Origin of the sequence: Pelagerythrobacter marensis (assembly GCF_001028625.1) — a bacterium.
Lineage (GTDB): Bacteria > Pseudomonadota > Alphaproteobacteria > Sphingomonadales > Sphingomonadaceae > Pelagerythrobacter > Pelagerythrobacter marensis.
This window is the reverse complement of record NZ_CP011805.1, coordinates 244,409-260,181: the sequence shown is the minus strand read 5'-3', so window position 1 is coordinate 260,181 and position 15,773 is coordinate 244,409. Positions and strand designations below refer to the sequence as shown.

Sequence of the window (15,773 nt, the reverse complement as noted above, 5' to 3'; positions counted from 1 at the left end):
ATGACTGTTCGTTGCACTTCGACGATTTCGGCCCTCGCCCTGTGCGCGGTGGCCGCCGCCCCGGCACTGGCCCAGGACGAATCGAGCGAGATCGTCGTCACCGCCCAGCGCGAGAATGCGACCGAAATAACCAATGGCGGCGATGCTGGCGTGCTGGGCAACAAGCACGCGGCCGATCTCGCCTTCTCGATCCGCAGTTTCGACGAATCGCTGATCCTGAACCAGCAGCCGCTGACACTGGGCGAAGTGCTCGACAACGACCCGACCGTGCGGACCAGCTACGGCTTCGGCAATGCATCAGAACTGTTCGTGATCCGCGGGTTTGCGCTGTTCGGCGACGATGTCGGGGTCAACGGCCTCTACGGCGTGGCGCCGCGCCAGATCGTCGCGCCGGAGCTTTACGATAGCGTGCAGGTGCTGAACGGCGCGAGCGCATTTTTGAACGGAGCCGCCCCGGGCGGATCGTCGCTGGGGGGCGCGGTCAACCTGGAGCTGAAACGGGCCGGCTACGATCCGCTGACCCGCGCGACGATCGGCTATACCTCGGGCGCGCATTTCGGCGGCAGCTTCGACGTTTCGCGGCGCTTCGGCGACAATGGCGAATGGGGCCTGCGCATCAACGGCGCCTATCGCGACGGCGAAACCGCTGTCGAGCGCGAGGATCGGCGGACGCAGGTGATCGGCGGCGCGATTGATTACGACGGCGGCAATTTCCGTGCCGCAATCGATCTTGCCTATCAGAACGTCCGGGTGGATTCGCTGCGGCCCAAGGTGACGCTGGGGGCGGACCTGACTGCGATCCCGCGCGTGCCGCAAGCCGATGCGAACTACGCGCAGGATTTCACTTATACCGAAATGCGCGACGTGTTCGGCACGCTGAGCCTGGAATGGGATGTTGCCGACAACGCGCTGCTCTATGCCCGCGCCGGTGCGCGCGATGGGCGTGAAGATGGCATCTACAGCCGCATCACCCTGACCCACGCGGCATCGGGCGCGGCCACCGGGGCCGGGCTGGTCGTTCCGCGCACCGACAATAACGAGGCGGCGGAGGCCGGCATTCGGGTCAACCTGGGCGAGACGGTGACGCACGAATTCAACTTCGGCGGCAGCGCGACCTGGCAGACCAACCGCAATGCCTTCGATTTCCGGGATGGCTTCGCCACCAACCTGTACGACACACCGCAGGTGGCGCTGCCGCCATCGACAGTGGCTTCGTGGAACCCGGGCGGCGATCTTGGCGATCCCTTTCCGATCGTCAAAAGCCGCCTGTGGAGCGCCTTCGCATCCGACACGATCGGCCTGTGGGACGACCGTGTCCTGATCACCGGCGGCCTGCGTATGCAGACGATCCATGTCGAAAATTATCTCGCCGCGAATGGACAGCTCGACACCGTTTACGACAAGGACGCGATCACCCCCGTTGTTGGCGTGGTGTTCAAACCGTTGCCCTACGTCTCGCTCTACGCCAACCGGATCGAGGCGTTGCAGCAGGGTGCCATCGCGCCGCTGGAGGATACGCTGGTTAACCGCGGCGAAGTGCTCGCCCCGCGCAAGTCCACGCAATACGAAGCGGGTGCGAAGCTGGCGCTGGGCCGGTTCCTCTACGCCGGGCTGGCGTTCTACCAGATCGAGCGGCCGGGCGACGGCACGATTACGGATGGCGATGGCACGCAGCGCTACGGCTATATCGGCGAACAGCGCCATCGCGGGATCGAGTTCACCGTCAACGGCGAACCGGTCGAAGGGCTGCGCCTGATCGCGGGCCTTTCCACGATCGATGCCGGGTTGGAAGGCGGTGCGGACGTGGCCGGCGTGCCCGGCTTTACCGCCAACGCCAATGTGGAATGGGACACGCCGTTCGTGCCCGGCCTGACCCTGACCGGCCGCATGACGCACACGGGCAAACAGTGGGCCGATGCCGCGAACACCCTGCGCCTCGACGACTGGACCGTGTTCGATCTCGGCGCGCGCTATGTCTTCGCGGCTGCAGACAGGCCGGTGACGCTGCGCCTGACGGTCGATAACGTGGCCGACAAGCGGTACTGGGCATCGGGCTTCGACAGCTTCGGCGCCGCGCTGCTCCAGGGCCGCCCGCGAACGGTGAATGCGTCGGTTTCGGTCGACTTCTAGCGCAGGGTTCGCAAGGTGACCGAACGGCGCGTCACGGCCATCGGCGCGATCGAATGCTCCCACGCGGTGCGCGCTTCTCCGCTCAGGAGATAGAGCGAGCGCGGCGGCAGTTCGACCTTGCGCCGTTCGAACCCGTTTTTCGTGCGGCGGCGAAGGCGCAGGACGGCGGGCGCGGAGAGCGACAGGCCGATCACTTCGCCATACTGCGGCCGGTCGCGATGCCAGCCGATGCCGGCCCCCGGATCGTAACGGATCAGCAGGGCCTGAACGAACGCGCCCGAATCGCGACCGACAAGGGGAGTCAGCCGTTCGCGCAGCGCCTCGATCCATGTCGGCAGCGGCGGCGCGTCGGCAACCCTGCCGCGCCGATAATCGTATCCCGATCCGAAGTTCGCCGTCAGCCGCTTGCCGCGCCATTGGCCGAACTGGAACGGTTGCAGGGGCGCTGCATCGATCCGTTGCTCCAGAGCGCGTTCCAGCGCAGGATCGACGGCATCTGTCACCATGCGCAGTCCCGAAACGACGGGGGTGGAGGCGAAAAGGTCGATCTGCTGCGGCATGGCCTCTATATGGAGGCAATGCCCCATCTCGCCACCACGCTTGCTGTCCAAACCGCCGGCCCCGGCATGCACGATATAACCGCCGATGCCGCGGACTGGCTGGCGGGCGCCGGCGTGCGGACCGGCCTGCTGACTGCGTTCTGCCGCCATACTTCCGCCTCGCTGCTGATAAACGAGAACGCGGCGCGCGCGGTCCAGGGGGACATCCTGCGCTGGCTCGACCGGCTCGCGCCCCAGGGGGTGCATTACGATCACGATGACGAGGGGCCGGACGATATGCCCGCCCATCTCAAGACCGCGCTGACCGGCGCAAGTCATTCGATTCCGGTGGTCGATGGCAGGCTGGCGCTCGGCACATGGCAGGGCCTGTTTCTGGTCGAACATCGCGCCCGGCCGCACCGGCGCGAGGTCGTTCTGCATCTGGCCGGAGAATAACCGAAACATAGGGGGCCTTCCCGCGTATCATTGATATGGCCATTACCATCGACCTCGCATTCGCTTTCCATATGGAAAGGCCGACCGACGTGCTGTTGCAGTTCGAAGCGGCCATGATCCCCGAGCAGCGACTGCTCGAAACCGATACCTGGGTCACCAAGGGCGAACATTTCGCCCGCATCCCGGCGCAGGATTCGATTGGCGACCGCGTATGGATTCGGGCGGAAGGCCGCTACGATGTGAACTACAACGCGACCGTGGCGGTCGGGCGAATGCCTGCCGATGTCGCGGGGCTCGAACGCCTGCACCCGCACGAGCTGCCCGGCGAAGCGGTGCAGTACCTGTTCGATTCGCGCTATTGCCCGGCCGACCGCTTCCAGCAGTTTGTGGAGGCAGAGTTCGGATCGCTGGAAGGCGGCGCGCGGATCGCCGCGATAGAAGAATGGATCGCCGGCAGCTTCAGCTACGTTCCAGGGTCGAGCACGCCCAATACGACCGCGCTCGACAGCTTTATCGAACGGCGCGGTATCTGCCGCGATTATGCCCATGTCATGGTCATGCTCGCGCGGGCTTCGGGCATACCCGCGCGGTTCGTCAGCTGCTTCGCGCCGGATGTCACCCCGCAGGATTTTCACGCCGTGGCCGAGGTTTTTCTGACCGATCCGACCACGCCCGGCGGCGGAGCCTGGTTTCTGGTCGATGCCACGCGGATGGCGCGGGCGGACGAAATCGTGAAGATCGGCGTTGGGCGCGATGCTGCCGATGTGAGCTTCATGACCAGTTTCGGGCCGGCGACCTTTATCGAGAAGACCGTATCGGTCGAACGGGACTCAAACCGCCCCGCCGCCGATCGTCATCCGGGCGAGTGAATATGTATGCGGCGCGTGGGCACGGCGCGATCGGGCTGCTAGCAGGCCGGAAAGGGGAGAGTCCGGGAGGATAGCGATGGAACTCGTCGTGGTGGATATCGGCGGCACGCATGCGCGGTTCGCAATCGCGACCGTCGAAGCCGACGGGGCAATCGCGCTGAGCGAGCCCGAAACGCTCCACACCGAAGATCACGCCAGTTTCCAGACCGCCTGGGAAGATTTCCGCCAGCGGCAGGGCGGTTCGCTGCCCGACGCCGTGAGCATGGCGATCGCCGGACCGGTCAGCGACGACATCATCCGCTTCACCAACAATCCCTGGATCATCCGCCCGCCGCTGGTCAAATCGAAGCTGGGCGTCCAGCGCTACACGATCGTCAACGACTTCGCCGCGGTCGCCCACGCCGTCGCGCGCGCGCCGGACGACCAGTTCCTGCATCTCGCCGGCCCCGAGCAGCCGCTGGGCAGCGAAGGCACGGTCACCGTGCTCGGCCCCGGAACCGGTCTGGGCGTCGCGCACCTGTGGCGCACTGGCGAGGGCTACCGCGTTCAGGCGACCGAAGGGGGCCACATCGATTTCGCCCCGCTCGATTCGATCGAGGACGCGATCCTTGCACGCCTGCGCCGGCGGCACCGGCGGGTTTCGGTCGAACGGGTCGTGTCGGGACCGGCCATCGTCGACATCTACCAGACGCTGGCGGCGATGGAGCGGCGCACGGTGCCCGAATACGACGATGTCGAGATCTGGACCCGCGGGATGCAGGGCGATGACAGCCTGGCTGCTGCCGCCGTCGATCGTTTCTGCCTCTCGCTCGGTTCGGTCGCAGGCGACATGGCGCTGGCCCAGGGCGGTTTCGCCGGGGTCGTGATCGCGGGCGGCCTGGGGTATCGCATCCGCGACACCCTGCCCGCATCCGGCTTTGCCGAACGCTTCCGGGCCAAGGGCCGGTTCGCCGGGCTGATGGCCGAAATTCCCGTCAAGCTGATCGTCCACCCCCAGCCTGGATTATACGGCGCCGCGGCGGCATTCGTCGCGGAACACGGAGACGCTGCATGAAGACCGTGGCAGAACTTATCGACCGCCTTGGCGCCCTGCATCAACAGACGCAGGAAACGCCCCTGTTCAACCCGGTGTTCCAGCTCGCGCTGGACCTTTCGCGCGAGCTGGAAAGCGGGACAATCGACCTCGCCGCCATCGAAAGCATGATTGCGGAGCTGGAGTGCGACGCGCTGATGACCCGTGCCGGGCGGTTGCGGGGGCTGGTCGCGCCGGTATCGCCCGACGAAAACCGGGCCGCGCTCGACACCTGTCTCGACACGCACGACTTCGAGACTTTCGCCGCCGCATGGCAAAGCCCCCAGTTGCACGCGGTGTTCACCGCCCACCCGACTTTCCTTCTCGCGCCGACGCAATCCGAAGCGGTCGCCACCGCGGCGGCCGCCGACGGTGCGATCGACGAAACCGCGTGCGCCATCCCCAGCGAACGCCCCGCGATCACGCTCGATTTCGAACACCGGCAGGCGATGGGGGCGATGGCTCGCGGCCAGGACGCGCGCGACCGGATCGTGGCGCGATTGCTGGATACTGCACGCGAGCGCTGGCCGGACAAATGGCACGCCCTCACCCCACTGCCGTTCCGCTTCGCGACCTGGGTCGGATATGACATGGACGGGCGAACGGACATCGGCTGGCACACCTCGATCGGGTTCCGCCTGGCGGAGAAGGCGGAACGCCTGGCCCGCTATGCCGACAGCCTTGCCGCAATCGACGAAGCGCACGGGCAGCTCGAAACGCTCCGCGCGGCGCAGACGCATACGGCCGAATGCGCCCGGATGTTCGGCGAACCGCTCGACGATCCCGAGGCGCTGTCCGCCGCCGCCAACCGGTTGACTGCCGACGATCCGGCCAAGCTGCTGTCGCTGACACCGATCGTGGAACAACTCGAGGCGGAAGCGCGCGACAGCGGTGGGGATGGCGAACGCGCCGTGGCGCTGAAGACGCTGGCAGCGGCCATGCGTGCCGATGGGCTGGGGATGGGCGGCATCCATTTCCGGGTCAATGCCAAGCAATTGCACAATGCGATCCGGCGCAGGTTGGATGAAGCGGGCCAGATGGTCGATCTGGCAAGCCAGGGCGCGCTGGGCACTCTGCGCGAGCTGATTGCCGGGGCCGAGCCGCTGCGCAGCAATTTCGCTGCCCTCGCGACCGAAAGTTCCACCGCGATCCGCCAGTTCCTGGCGATGGCGCAGATCCTGCGCCACGTCGACGCCGATGCCCCGATCCGCATGCTGATCGCCGAATGCGAACAGCCGGCCACCGTGCTGGCCGCCGTCTATTTCGCGCGCCTGTTCGGGGTCGAGGACAAAGTGGACGTGTCCCCCCTGTTCGAAACGGAAACCGCGCTGGAACACGGCGGCCGGTTCCTCGACGCGCTGCTGGCCGAAGATATCTATCGCGATTATGCCCGCCGGCGCGGGCGCGTGTGCATTCAGACGGGCTTTTCCGATGCCGGCCGGTTCGTCGGCCAGATCCCGGCCAGCCTCGCCATCGAACGCCTGCAGGGGCGGTTGGCGGATGCAATGGCCGCCAACGGGCTGACCGATGTCGCCGCACTGATTTTCAACACGCACGGGGAATCGATGGGCCGCGGCGCCCATCCCGGCGGGTTCGCCGACCGGCTCGAATGGCCGCTAAGCCCGTGGACCCGGCGCCGGTTCGCCCGTGCGGGCATTCGGCTGGAACCCGAAGTCAGCTTCCAGGGCGGCGACGGATACCTGTTCTTCGCCAACCCCGAACTGGCGCTGGCCACACTGACCCGGATCGCGCAACTGCGTCCGGCCGAAACGGAAGCGGGCACGCCGGCCGATCCGTTCTATCGCCGCACCGATCTGAGCCTCGATTTCTATCGCGCGATCCGCGACCACCAGAACGAGCATCTGGAAAGCGCGACTTATTCGCGCGCGGTGACAGCGTTCGGCCTCGGCCTGCTCAACGCCACCGGCAGCCGCGTATCGCGCCGCCAGTCCGACCTGTCGGCCGATCGCGAAATGAGCCTGCGGCAAATCCGCGCGATCCCCCACAACGCAATCCTCCAGCAGCTTGGCTATCCGGTCAATGTGATTGCCGGTTTCGGCAGCGCGGCGGAGGGCAATCGCGAAGAGATCGCCGCCTTGCTGACCGAGAGCGCACGCGGGCGGCAGATGGTCCGGCTGGTGCGCGCATCTAACGCGCTTGCCAGCATCAAGACAGTGGCCGCTTTCGGCGAACTGTACAATTCCGCCTATTGGGCCAGCCGCACTTACCGCGGGACAGAACGCGATCTGTCCGACCGGTGCGCCGCGCTGGCGGAATATCTGGTCAAGGACGATCGCACCGGCGTGTTCCGCCGCCTCGCTTCGCGGTTGAGGATCGACGCACTGAAACTGCACCGCCTGCTCGACCTGCTTCCTGACGAGGAGCCGGTGGAAAACCGCGAAGACGTGCGGCGCCGGATCGGCGTGCTTCAGGCGCTGCGCCTGACATTGCTGCAACACATGTTCCTGCGCGCGGTGTCGGTGCCCGCTTTCAGCCGCGCGAACGACATCAGCCGGAACGACGTGATCGAAATGGTGCTGACCCTGCGGGTGGAAGATGCACTGGCGCAATTGCGCCGCGCCTTCCCGACCCGGTTCCCCGGCCCATCCGATTACGTGCTCGAAGAACCGTCCGACTATCCCGACCACGGCGCCGGCGGCTATGCCGCGATCGAGGCGGAATTCATTGCCCCGATCGAACGCGCCCATGCGCTGAACCTGCGGATCGCGACGGCAATCGCCAACGAGTTCGGCGCCCACGGGTGACGCCAGAAGGGCGATCCGCCTAGCGGGCGGTGCTGCCACGCGGGGAAAGGGATACAGGCACCCGGCGGCGTTGCTGGCCCCCGTCGCCATCCCCATTGCCCAGCACCGCGTCGATCAGCAGCCCCCCTGCGGTTGCGGGATCGGGGGCTATCGTGGTCAGCGGCGGCCGGCTGAACCGGGTCGCCGGCAGATCGTCGAACCCGACCAGGCCGATTTCTTCGGGGACCGATACCCCGCGCCGGGCCAGTTCCTCCAGCGCACCCAGCGCCATGGCATCGCAGGCGGCAAAAATCGCATCGCCCCTGCCGCCGCCGGCAAGATATCGGGCGCAGGCTTCCTCGCCCTCTTCCTCTCGCGTGGCGCCTTCGCGCGTGGCGATAAGGCTGGGCGTCAGCCCGGCTTCGCGCATCGCCTCGCAATACCCTTCGTACCGCTCGGCAAACTGGTGTTGCGACGAATCGATCGCGCCCAGGAAACACGGTGCGCGATACCCCTGGGCAAGAAGGTGTTCGACCGCCAGCCGGCCCGCCGCCCGGTTGTCCGACCGGACCCATTCGAGATCGTCGAACGGAGAGCCCCAATAGGCGACATTGCGATCCGCATTTTCCAGTTTGCGGAAATAATCCCACGCCACGCGATTGGTTGTCGTGCCGATTACCACCAGCCCATCGGCCCAGCCGCGTTCCTCGTAATGGCCGAAAAGATCCTCTTCCCGAGCCTGGAACGACACGAGCGTTTCGAACCCGCGCTCCGACGCAGCGAGGCAGACGCTGCCCAGAAGCATGTAGGAAAACGGATTGATGTCCGCCGCGCCCTGCCCCGGCCGGCAGATGACCACCACCGCGATGGTGCCGGTCGATCCGCGTCGCAGCCGTGCGGCGCGCTCGTCCACGAAATAGCCGATTTCCTCTGCCGCGCGCAGGACGCGGGCCCGGGTCGCCTCTGTAATGACTTCCGATCCGGCGAGCGCGCGCGAAACCGTCGACTGGCTTACGCCTGCCCGTTCCGCGACATCGATCGATGTCGGCCGCCTTTTGGTTCGCGTATCCATTGACCTCTCGCCCATTATCATCCCCTATCGGCAAGAGCGCGGCAAAGCGCAAGCGAGGCTGAATATGTATGCGGCACACTGGCGCGCAATGACATGCCTGCCTAGGTAGCAGGCGACGAGCGAAAGGCATCGACGCATGAGCTTTACGGCAGACCGACTGGTCCTGTTCGGCGCCACCGGCGACCTGGCACAGCGCATGCTGCTGCCATCGCTGTGCGCGCTCGATCACGATGGCCTTCTGGCGCCGGACCTCAAGATCGTCGGCACTGCACGATCCGATCTCGACGATGGCGCGTTCCGCAACTTCGCGCGCGAGGCACTGGAAAAGTATCTGCCGGCCAACCGGCGCGGCGGCATGGCCGATTTCCTGAATCGCCTGACGTACCAGCCGCTCGATGCCACGACGCTGGAAGGGTACGAGGATCTGGCCGCGCGTGTCGGCGAGCCGGCGCGGGGCCTGTGCATTTTCCTGTCCACGGCGCCGAGCCTGTTCGAACCCACGATTCGCGGCCTTCAGCACGCCGGGCTGGACGGGCCGAACGTGCGCATGTGCCTGGAAAAGCCGCTCGGCACCGATCTGGAAACGAGCCGCGAGATCAACGACGCGGTTGCGGCGGCCTTTCCCGAAGAGCGGATTTTCCGCATCGATCACTATCTGGGCAAGGAAACGGTCCAGAACCTGCTGGCCCTGCGCTTTGCCAACATCCTGTTCGAACCGCTGTGGAACGCCGCGCATATCGAACACGTTCAGATCACTGTGGCGGAAACGGTCGGCCTGGAAGGGCGCGTCGCATTCTACGACGACGCCGGCGCACTGCGCGACATGGTGCAGAACCACATGCTGCAACTCCTCGCGCTGGTCGCGATGGAACCGCCCGGCAGTTTCGACGCGACCGCAGTGCGCGACGAGAAGGTCAAGGTCCTGCGCAGCCTGCGCCCGGTGGCCGAGGGGGAAACCGTCACCGGCCAGTACCGCGCCGGCGCAATCCAGGGCGAAGCCGTGCCCGGTTACGACGAGGAACTGGGCAAGGTTTCGGACACCGAAACCTTCGTCGCGATCAAGACCCATGTCGATAACTGGCGCTGGAAGGGCGTGCCCTTCTATCTGCGCACCGGCAAGCGGATGCCCGAACGGGTGACCGAAATCGTCGTTCAGTTCCGCTGCATTCCCCACTCGATCTTCGAAGGCAAGGGCGCGAAAGTTCAGGCGAACAAGCTGGTGATCGGAATCCAGCCGGAAGAAAACATCACCCTGTCGCTGATGGCCAAAGTGCCCGGGCTGGACCGCGAAGGGATTCGCCTGCGCAGCGTCCCGCTCAACATCGCGATGCCGCACGCCTTTTCCGGTGCGGTTCGCCGGATTGCCTACGAACGCCTGCTGCTCGACCTGCTCGAAGGCGATCAGACGCTGTTCGTCCGCCGCGACGAGGTGGAGGCGCAGTGGGAATGGATCGACGCAATTCGGGCCGGCTGGACAGCTCAGGGATTGACGCCGCGAACCTACACGTCCGGCAGTTGGGGGCCGAGCGCGGCAATCGCGCTCGCCGAACGCGATGGGGTGACCTGGCATGAATAGCCACCCTTTCGGCCTGACCATGACAACTCTTGAAAGGAGGCTCGCATGACCCTCCACGACACCGTCCACCGCGTCACCCAGCGGGTGATCGAAAATTCGCGCCAGACGCGCTCCGCCTATCTGGACCTGATGCAGCGGGAGGCGGATAACCGCCCGGATCGCAGCTCCGTTTCCTGTTCCAACCTCGCCCATGCCTATGCCGGCGCGCTGGAAGATCAGGACGCGCTGAAGGCCCAGCGCGGGCCCAATGTCGGGATCGTCAGCGCCTATAACGACATGCTCTCGGCGCATCAGCCCTATGGCCGTTATCCCGAACGGCTGAAGATCTATGCCCGCGAAGTCGGCGCCACGGCGCAGGTTGCCGGGGGTACGCCGGCCATGTGCGACGGCGTGACCCAGGGCGAAACGGGCATGGAACTGAGCTTGTTCAGCCGCGACGTGATCGCCCTTTCCACCGGTGTCGCGCTGAGCCACGCAATGTATGATGGGGTTCTGACCCTCGGCATTTGCGACAAGATCGTGCCCGGCCTGCTGATCGGCGCGCTGCGCTTCGGCCATTTGCCCTGCATCTTCGTCCCCTCCGGCCCGATGCCGAGCGGCATTCCGAACAAGGAAAAGCAGCGCGTCCGCCAGCTCTATGCCGAAGGCAAGGTGGGGCGGGAGGAGCTGCTGGAAAGCGAGCTTGGCTCCTATCATTCGCCCGGGACCTGCACGTTTTACGGCACGGCCAATTCCAATCAGATGATGATGGAACTGATGGGCCTGCACATCCCCGGCGCCGCCTTCGTCCAGCCGGGCACGAAGCTGCGCCAGGCGCTGGACCGCGAGGCGGTGCACCGCGTCGCGGCGATCGGGCAGGATGGCAACGATTACCGCCCGCTGTCCCGCTGCGTCGACGAAAAGGCGATCGTCAATGCCGCCGCCGGACTTCTCGCGACCGGAGGATCGACCAACCACGCGATCCACATTCCGGCGATGGCGCGCGCTGCGGGGATCGTTTTCGACTGGAACGATCTGGCGGAACTGTCCTCGGTCGTGCCGCTGCTGGCCCACGTCTATCCCAACGGCGCCGGCGATGTGAACCAGTTCCACGCTGCGGGCGGGATGGGATATGTCGTCGGCGAGCTGCTCGAAGCCGGGCTGGCCCACCGCGACGTGCTGACCGTGAGCGAAGGCGACCTGGGCGGCTATGCGCTGGAGCCCGGACTGGACGACGACGCGCTGACCTGGCGCGACCCCGGCCCCAGCGGCGACCGCGAGATGCTGCGCCCCGTATCCGATCCGTTCCAGCCGGACGGTGGAATGCGGCTGCTCCAGGGCAATCTCGGCCGGGCCTGCTTCAAGTCATCGGCGGTCGAACGCGACCGCTGGACGATCGAGGCACCGTGCCGCGTCTTCGACACGCAGCGTGCAGTGGCCGAAGCCTTCAAGACCGGCGAACTCGACCGCGACGTGGTCGTCGTCGTCCGTTTCCAGGGCCCGCGCGCCAACGGCATGCCCGAACTGCACAAGCTGACGCCGCCGCTCGGGGTCCTGCAGGATCGCGGATATCGCGTCGCGCTGATCACCGATGGGCGCATGTCGGGTGCCAGCGGCAAAGTGCCGGCGGCGATCCATTGCACGCCGGAAGCGCTCGGCGGTGGCCCGCTGGCGCGCCTGCGCGATGGCGATATGGTGCGGATCTGCGCCGCAACTGGCGAGCTTTCCACCACGGCCGACCTCGATTCGCGAGAACCCGCGCCCGAACCGGCCCCTGAGGGCGGAACCGGACGCGAGTTGTTCGCCATGTTCCACAACTTTGCCGACAGCGCCGAAAAGGGCGGATCGGCCATGCTCGCCACAGCAGGACTTTGACCCCATGACCGATATCGCCACCCTGATGAATACCTCCCCCGTGATCCCGGTGATCGTGATCGACGATGTCGCCGACGCGGTGCCGCTGGCAGAAGGGCTGGTGGCAGGCGGGCTGCCGGTGCTGGAAGTGACCATGCGCACGCCCGCCGCGCTCGATGCGATTGCAGCGATGAAGCAGGTGCCCGGCGCGATCGTGGGCGCGGGCACCGTCACCAACGAACATGAGCTGGACCAGGCCCTGCGCGCGGGCAGCGAATTCGTCGTGTCCCCCGGCCTTACCGAACCGCTGGGCCGGGCCGCGATCGACCGCAACGTGCCCTTCCTGCCCGGAATCGCCAATGCCGGCGACATCATGCGCGGGCTCGATCTGGGGCTGACCCATTTCAAGTTCTTTCCCGCGATGGCCGCCGGCGGGCTGCCGGCGCTCAAGGCTCTGGCCGCACCGTTCGGCCCCTGCCGGTTCTGCCCGACTGGCGGTATCAGCCCCGACAATGCCGCAGAGTGGCTGGCCTTCGATCCCGTCCTGTGCGTCGGCGGAAGCTGGGTCGCCCCGCGTGGGAAGCCCGATCCTGCGGCAATCGAAGATCTGGCGCGGCAGGCCGCCAGCCTGGGGCGTTAACCTCCGCCAGCGGTGCGTCCCCGGACGGGACGCTTCGCGTGACAGGCTGGCATCCGGCGGGAAATATCCGCATAGCGCTGGCCATGAACCCGATGCTGAAATGGATTGGCGGCGCGACCGCCGCACTCGTTCTCCTGTTCGGTGGCGCAACGCTGGCGAGCGGGATGTGGCCCCGCAGCAAGGCCGATAACGCGCCTGCCACCACGATCGAAACGGCGATCCCGGTCGACAAGGCCGCGCTAGGCGAAGCGAACGGCGCGGGATCCAACGGCGAAGAGGCATCGGCAACGCGCGCAGCAAGCGAGCGATCGGCCGACGATGGCGCCACGCCAGCCCCGCAGCCCGCCGCTGCCACCGATTCCGACGAGTTCGTCGTGAAGCGGGTTCTGCCGATCGACGGGCCGATCAGATATGGCGAATGGCATTGGGATGACGAGGGGGTTCCGCCGGGGCCGCTGGTGATCACCGTCGATCTTGAGGCGCGCGTGATTTCGATCTTCCGCAACGGGTACGAGATCGGTGCCGCCGCCGCCATGCTGGGCACCGATGCCCACCCGACGCCGGTGGGGACGTTCCCGATCATTTCCAAGGAACGCCACAACATCTCGGAAAAGTATGGCAACGCGCCGATGCCCTGGACTTTGCGCCTGACCCACGATGGCATTGCGATCCACGGCGGTTCTGAAGTCGAAAACGGCTATGCCAGCCACGGCTGCATCGCGATCCCCGACGATCTGGCCAGCCGGCTTTTCGCTGTGGCGAAGAAAGGCGACAAAGTGATCATCACCCGCGGCGAAACGCTGCAACTGGGCGAATCGATCATCTGATCAGCCGGATCGGCGCGCCGGTTCCTCGCTGAAAATCCAGCAATCGCCGTCGACGCGGGCAAGGATGCCGGCAAGGTTACCCTTCCCGCCGCCTTCCAGCGCCGTCACGAGCGCCGCGATCTGGCTGCCGCGTGCCTGCTTCGCGAAATCGCTGAGAATCCGCTCTACCGCGAGATGCCGGATAAGGCGCGGCCCCTGGGGCCGATAACGCACGCCCCCATCCTCGCGGGAAACGGCAACCCGAAGTTCGTGCGCCAAAACCATTTCGATCACTCCTTCCGCTTCGCCCAGCAAGCGCGCGCTGGTGGCGAGCGCAGCAGGATCGAGCCAGTCCGCCTGGCCCATCGCCTGCCGGATGCGGGCGCGATCATAGGCCGGATCACGGTTGGACGGATCGTCCACCGCCTGCAGCCCCGCGCCCTGCACCACCGCGGCAAGTTCAGACCGGCGCCATTCCAGCAGCGGACGGACAACGAAATGCGTCCCGTCGGGCAGACGAGTGGCCGAGCGGATACCCGCCAGCCCCGGCAGGCCGCTGCCGCGATTCAGCCGCATCAGCAGCGTTTCCGCCTGATCGTCCGCATGATGTGCAGTGGCCAGCACGTCGAGCGAGCGTTCGCCCAGCCAGTCGTTCAGCGCGGCATAGCGGGCGACGCGAGCCTGCCCCTGCCTGTTGCCCCGGCCCAGGGTGACGGGCAATATCGCGTGCTTCACGCCCAGTTCGCGGCAGACATCGGCGACCATCTCCGCCTCCGCCGCGCTTTCGGGGCGCAGGCCGTGATCGACTGTCGCCGCCTCGATCCGCCCCGGCATTGCGGCTTGCGCCAGCAGGAGCAGGGCCAGGCTGTCGGGGCCGCCGGATACCGCGACGCCGAGCCGCCCTCCGTCCAGGCTCCCCGTTCCGGCGACTTCCGGCCAGACGCTGGCCAGATCGGCCCGAAAACGGGTCAGATGTGAAGGATCGACCGGCTTATCAATTGCAGCTCACCTTGCGCCGGTTCCCCTCGTACTGGTCGGAAAGGCGCCCGGCGGCAATCGCCGGATACGTGTCTGCGAATTCCGCCAGTGCGATGCAGGCGCGGCTGGTATCCTTGGACGCGATCATCGCTTCGGCCAGATAGAGCAGGCTGTCGGGTGCGCGCGCCGCCTGCTTGTCGGCCTGATAGTTCTTGAGGAACCACGGGGCGGCTTCGGCGGGCTTGCCCGCATCGAGATAGGCCCGGCCGAGCAGGTTCCGGCCATAGGTGGTCCGCCAGTGATCGGGATACTTTTCAACGAACAGCGTCAACTGCTGCTGCGCCTCGGGATAGAAACCCGCGTCCCACAGCCGGAAGCCGTAGGAATATTCATCGTCGCCCGCATCGTCGGTCTGCGGCTTGGCGATTTCCTGCACCGCCGCCAGCCGCGCCGCGGTCGGCCCTGCGGCAGGCGGCTGCGCAGTCTGCGCTGACGAAGCACCGCCCGTCATGGCGGAGAGGTTGTCCTGCGATGCAGTCGGCCCGCCACCCTGCCCGCTGGTGGTGCCCCCGGTCACTTCCAGCGCGGAAAGGCGGGTTTCCAGCTGACTGAGGGCATTGGTGTTGTTTTCGGTCTGCGCGGTGAGCGACTGGATCTGCGTTTCCAGCGCGTCAAGACGGGCGAGGATATCGGTCACCGCGGTCGTCGACGGCATGGCCGCCGTGGTCTGGCCCTGCGACGAACCCGAAATTTCCGGCTGGAAGAAGCGCCCTTCCGGCCCCGGGAAGACGGTGCGCTGCAAGGCGCGCACTTCAGCTTCCACCTTGCGCAGGCGCGCTTCCGCGCTGCCATCCTGCGCCAGCGCCGGCCCCGCCCCGGCCCCGACGGTTACGATTGCCAGTACGCCGAGAATTGCACGGCCCGTGCGGCTGGTCATGGTAAGTCGCTCCTGTCCCTCAAATGGTGCGGTTCGGCACCCCGTCAAATCAGGCAGCCTTCCCGAATGGCACCTGAATAGTGTCAAATTTTGCCCCAAACGGCCCGTACTGTCGAGGCAC

At 66.4% G+C, this 15,773-nt stretch carries 13 protein-coding genes; 9 read left to right on the top strand and 4 right to left on the bottom strand.

Features of this window, described 5'->3' with window-relative positions; translation table 11 throughout:
• Nucleotides 1–2,130 carry a TonB-dependent receptor gene (locus AM2010_RS01310; protein ID WP_047805544.1) on the top strand — a complete coding sequence of 710 codons (2,130 nt, stop codon included), beginning with the start codon at nucleotides 1–3 and terminating at the stop codon, nucleotides 2,128–2,130.
• Here the strand turns inward: AM2010_RS01310 and AM2010_RS01305 are convergent.
• Nucleotides 2,127–2,690, bottom strand: a complete 564-nt coding sequence (locus tag AM2010_RS01305) for an alpha-ketoglutarate-dependent dioxygenase AlkB (RefSeq protein WP_047805543.1) — start codon at nucleotides 2,688–2,690, stop codon at nucleotides 2,127–2,129. The genes AM2010_RS01310 and AM2010_RS01305 overlap by 4 nt on opposite strands.
• An 18-nt stretch (nucleotides 2,691–2,708) precedes the next feature.
• Here AM2010_RS01305 and AM2010_RS01300 point away from each other — a divergent pair, with 18 nt between their 5' ends.
• The 4 genes from AM2010_RS01300 (at nucleotide 2,709) to AM2010_RS01285 (ending at nucleotide 7,831) form a co-directional block, all read left to right on the top strand.
• On the top strand, nucleotides 2,709–3,125 hold the full coding sequence (locus tag AM2010_RS01300) for a secondary thiamine-phosphate synthase enzyme YjbQ (protein WP_047807585.1): 417 nt from the start codon (nucleotides 2,709–2,711) through the stop codon (nucleotides 3,123–3,125).
• A 71-nt stretch (nucleotides 3,126–3,196) separates the two neighbouring features.
• Complete coding sequence (locus AM2010_RS01295; RefSeq protein ID WP_338047411.1) at nucleotides 3,197–3,994, top strand: transglutaminase-like domain-containing protein; 798 nt, start codon at nucleotides 3,197–3,199, stop codon at nucleotides 3,992–3,994.
• A 76-nt stretch (nucleotides 3,995–4,070) separates the two neighbouring features.
• Complete coding sequence (glk, locus tag AM2010_RS01290) at nucleotides 4,071–5,048, top strand: glucokinase (RefSeq protein WP_047805541.1); 978 nt, start codon at nucleotides 4,071–4,073, stop codon at nucleotides 5,046–5,048.
• On the top strand, nucleotides 5,045–7,831 hold the full coding sequence (locus tag AM2010_RS01285) for a phosphoenolpyruvate carboxylase (protein WP_047805540.1): 2,787 nt from the start codon (nucleotides 5,045–5,047) through the stop codon (nucleotides 7,829–7,831). Before glk ends, AM2010_RS01285 begins: the two co-directional genes overlap by 4 nt.
• A gap of 19 nt (nucleotides 7,832–7,850) precedes the next feature.
• Here AM2010_RS01285 and AM2010_RS01280 read toward each other — a convergent pair whose 3' ends face one another.
• A complete protein-coding gene (locus AM2010_RS01280; RefSeq protein WP_047805539.1) occupies nucleotides 7,851–8,882 on the bottom strand; it encodes a LacI family DNA-binding transcriptional regulator in 1,032 nt (343 codons plus the stop codon).
• Between the two features lie 136 nt (nucleotides 8,883–9,018).
• Between AM2010_RS01280 and zwf the strand changes: the two genes are divergently transcribed.
• The 4 genes from zwf to AM2010_RS01260 all read left to right on the top strand — a co-directional run bounded on the left by zwf (nucleotide 9,019) and on the right by AM2010_RS01260 (nucleotide 13,758).
• A complete protein-coding gene (gene zwf, locus AM2010_RS01275; protein ID WP_047805538.1) occupies nucleotides 9,019–10,458 on the top strand; it encodes a glucose-6-phosphate dehydrogenase in 1,440 nt (479 codons plus the stop codon).
• A gap of 45 nt (nucleotides 10,459–10,503) precedes the next feature.
• Nucleotides 10,504–12,312, top strand: coding sequence for a phosphogluconate dehydratase (gene edd / locus AM2010_RS01270; protein ID WP_047805537.1), 1,809 nt, complete (start codon nucleotides 10,504–10,506; stop codon nucleotides 12,310–12,312).
• Nucleotides 12,313–12,316: 4 nt separating this feature from the next.
• Nucleotides 12,317–12,931 carry a bifunctional 4-hydroxy-2-oxoglutarate aldolase/2-dehydro-3-deoxy-phosphogluconate aldolase gene (gene eda / locus AM2010_RS01265; protein ID WP_047805536.1) on the top strand — a complete coding sequence of 205 codons (615 nt, stop codon included), beginning with the start codon at nucleotides 12,317–12,319 and terminating at the stop codon, nucleotides 12,929–12,931.
• Between the two features lie 83 nt (nucleotides 12,932–13,014).
• On the top strand, nucleotides 13,015–13,758 hold the full coding sequence (locus AM2010_RS01260) for a L,D-transpeptidase family protein (protein ID WP_047805535.1): 744 nt from the start codon (nucleotides 13,015–13,017) through the stop codon (nucleotides 13,756–13,758).
• On the opposite strand, the gene tilS is transcribed toward AM2010_RS01260, so the two are convergent.
• On the bottom strand, nucleotides 13,759–14,649 hold the full coding sequence (gene tilS / locus AM2010_RS01255; RefSeq protein WP_269084058.1) for a tRNA lysidine(34) synthetase TilS: 891 nt from the start codon (nucleotides 14,647–14,649) through the stop codon (nucleotides 13,759–13,761). It lies immediately after the preceding gene.
• Nucleotides 14,650–14,731: 82 nt separating this feature from the next.
• Nucleotides 14,732–15,652 (bottom strand): tetratricopeptide repeat protein, encoded by a 921-nt coding sequence (locus AM2010_RS01250; protein ID WP_047805533.1) that lies wholly within the window; start codon nucleotides 15,650–15,652, stop codon nucleotides 14,732–14,734.
• Between the last annotated feature and the right edge of the window lie 121 nt (nucleotides 15,653–15,773).

Excerpts from the sequence above, each read along its gene's own strand:
- AM2010_RS01310 (WP_047805544.1), top strand. The coding sequence starts at position 1 with ATGACTGTTCGTTGCACTTCGACGATTTCGGCCCTCGCCCTGTGCGCG.
- AM2010_RS01305 (WP_047805543.1), bottom strand. The coding sequence starts at position 2,690 with ATGCCGCAGCAGATCGACCTTTTCGCCTCCACCCCCGTCGTTTCGGGA.
- AM2010_RS01300 (WP_047807585.1), top strand. The coding sequence starts at position 2,709 with ATGCCCCATCTCGCCACCACGCTTGCTGTCCAAACCGCCGGCCCCGGC.
- AM2010_RS01295 (WP_338047411.1), top strand. The coding sequence starts at position 3,197 with ATGGAAAGGCCGACCGACGTGCTGTTGCAGTTCGAAGCGGCCATGATC.
- glk (WP_047805541.1), top strand. The coding sequence starts at position 4,071 with ATGGAACTCGTCGTGGTGGATATCGGCGGCACGCATGCGCGGTTCGCA.
- AM2010_RS01285 (WP_047805540.1), top strand. The coding sequence starts at position 5,045 with ATGAAGACCGTGGCAGAACTTATCGACCGCCTTGGCGCCCTGCATCAA.
- AM2010_RS01280 (WP_047805539.1), bottom strand. The coding sequence starts at position 8,882 with ATGGATACGCGAACCAAAAGGCGGCCGACATCGATCGATGTCGCGGAA.
- zwf (WP_047805538.1), top strand. The coding sequence starts at position 9,019 with ATGAGCTTTACGGCAGACCGACTGGTCCTGTTCGGCGCCACCGGCGAC.
- edd (WP_047805537.1), top strand. The coding sequence starts at position 10,504 with ATGACCCTCCACGACACCGTCCACCGCGTCACCCAGCGGGTGATCGAA.
- eda (WP_047805536.1), top strand. The coding sequence starts at position 12,317 with ATGACCGATATCGCCACCCTGATGAATACCTCCCCCGTGATCCCGGTG.
- AM2010_RS01260 (WP_047805535.1), top strand. The coding sequence starts at position 13,015 with ATGAACCCGATGCTGAAATGGATTGGCGGCGCGACCGCCGCACTCGTT.
- AM2010_RS01250 (WP_047805533.1), bottom strand. The coding sequence starts at position 15,652 with ATGACCAGCCGCACGGGCCGTGCAATTCTCGGCGTACTGGCAATCGTA.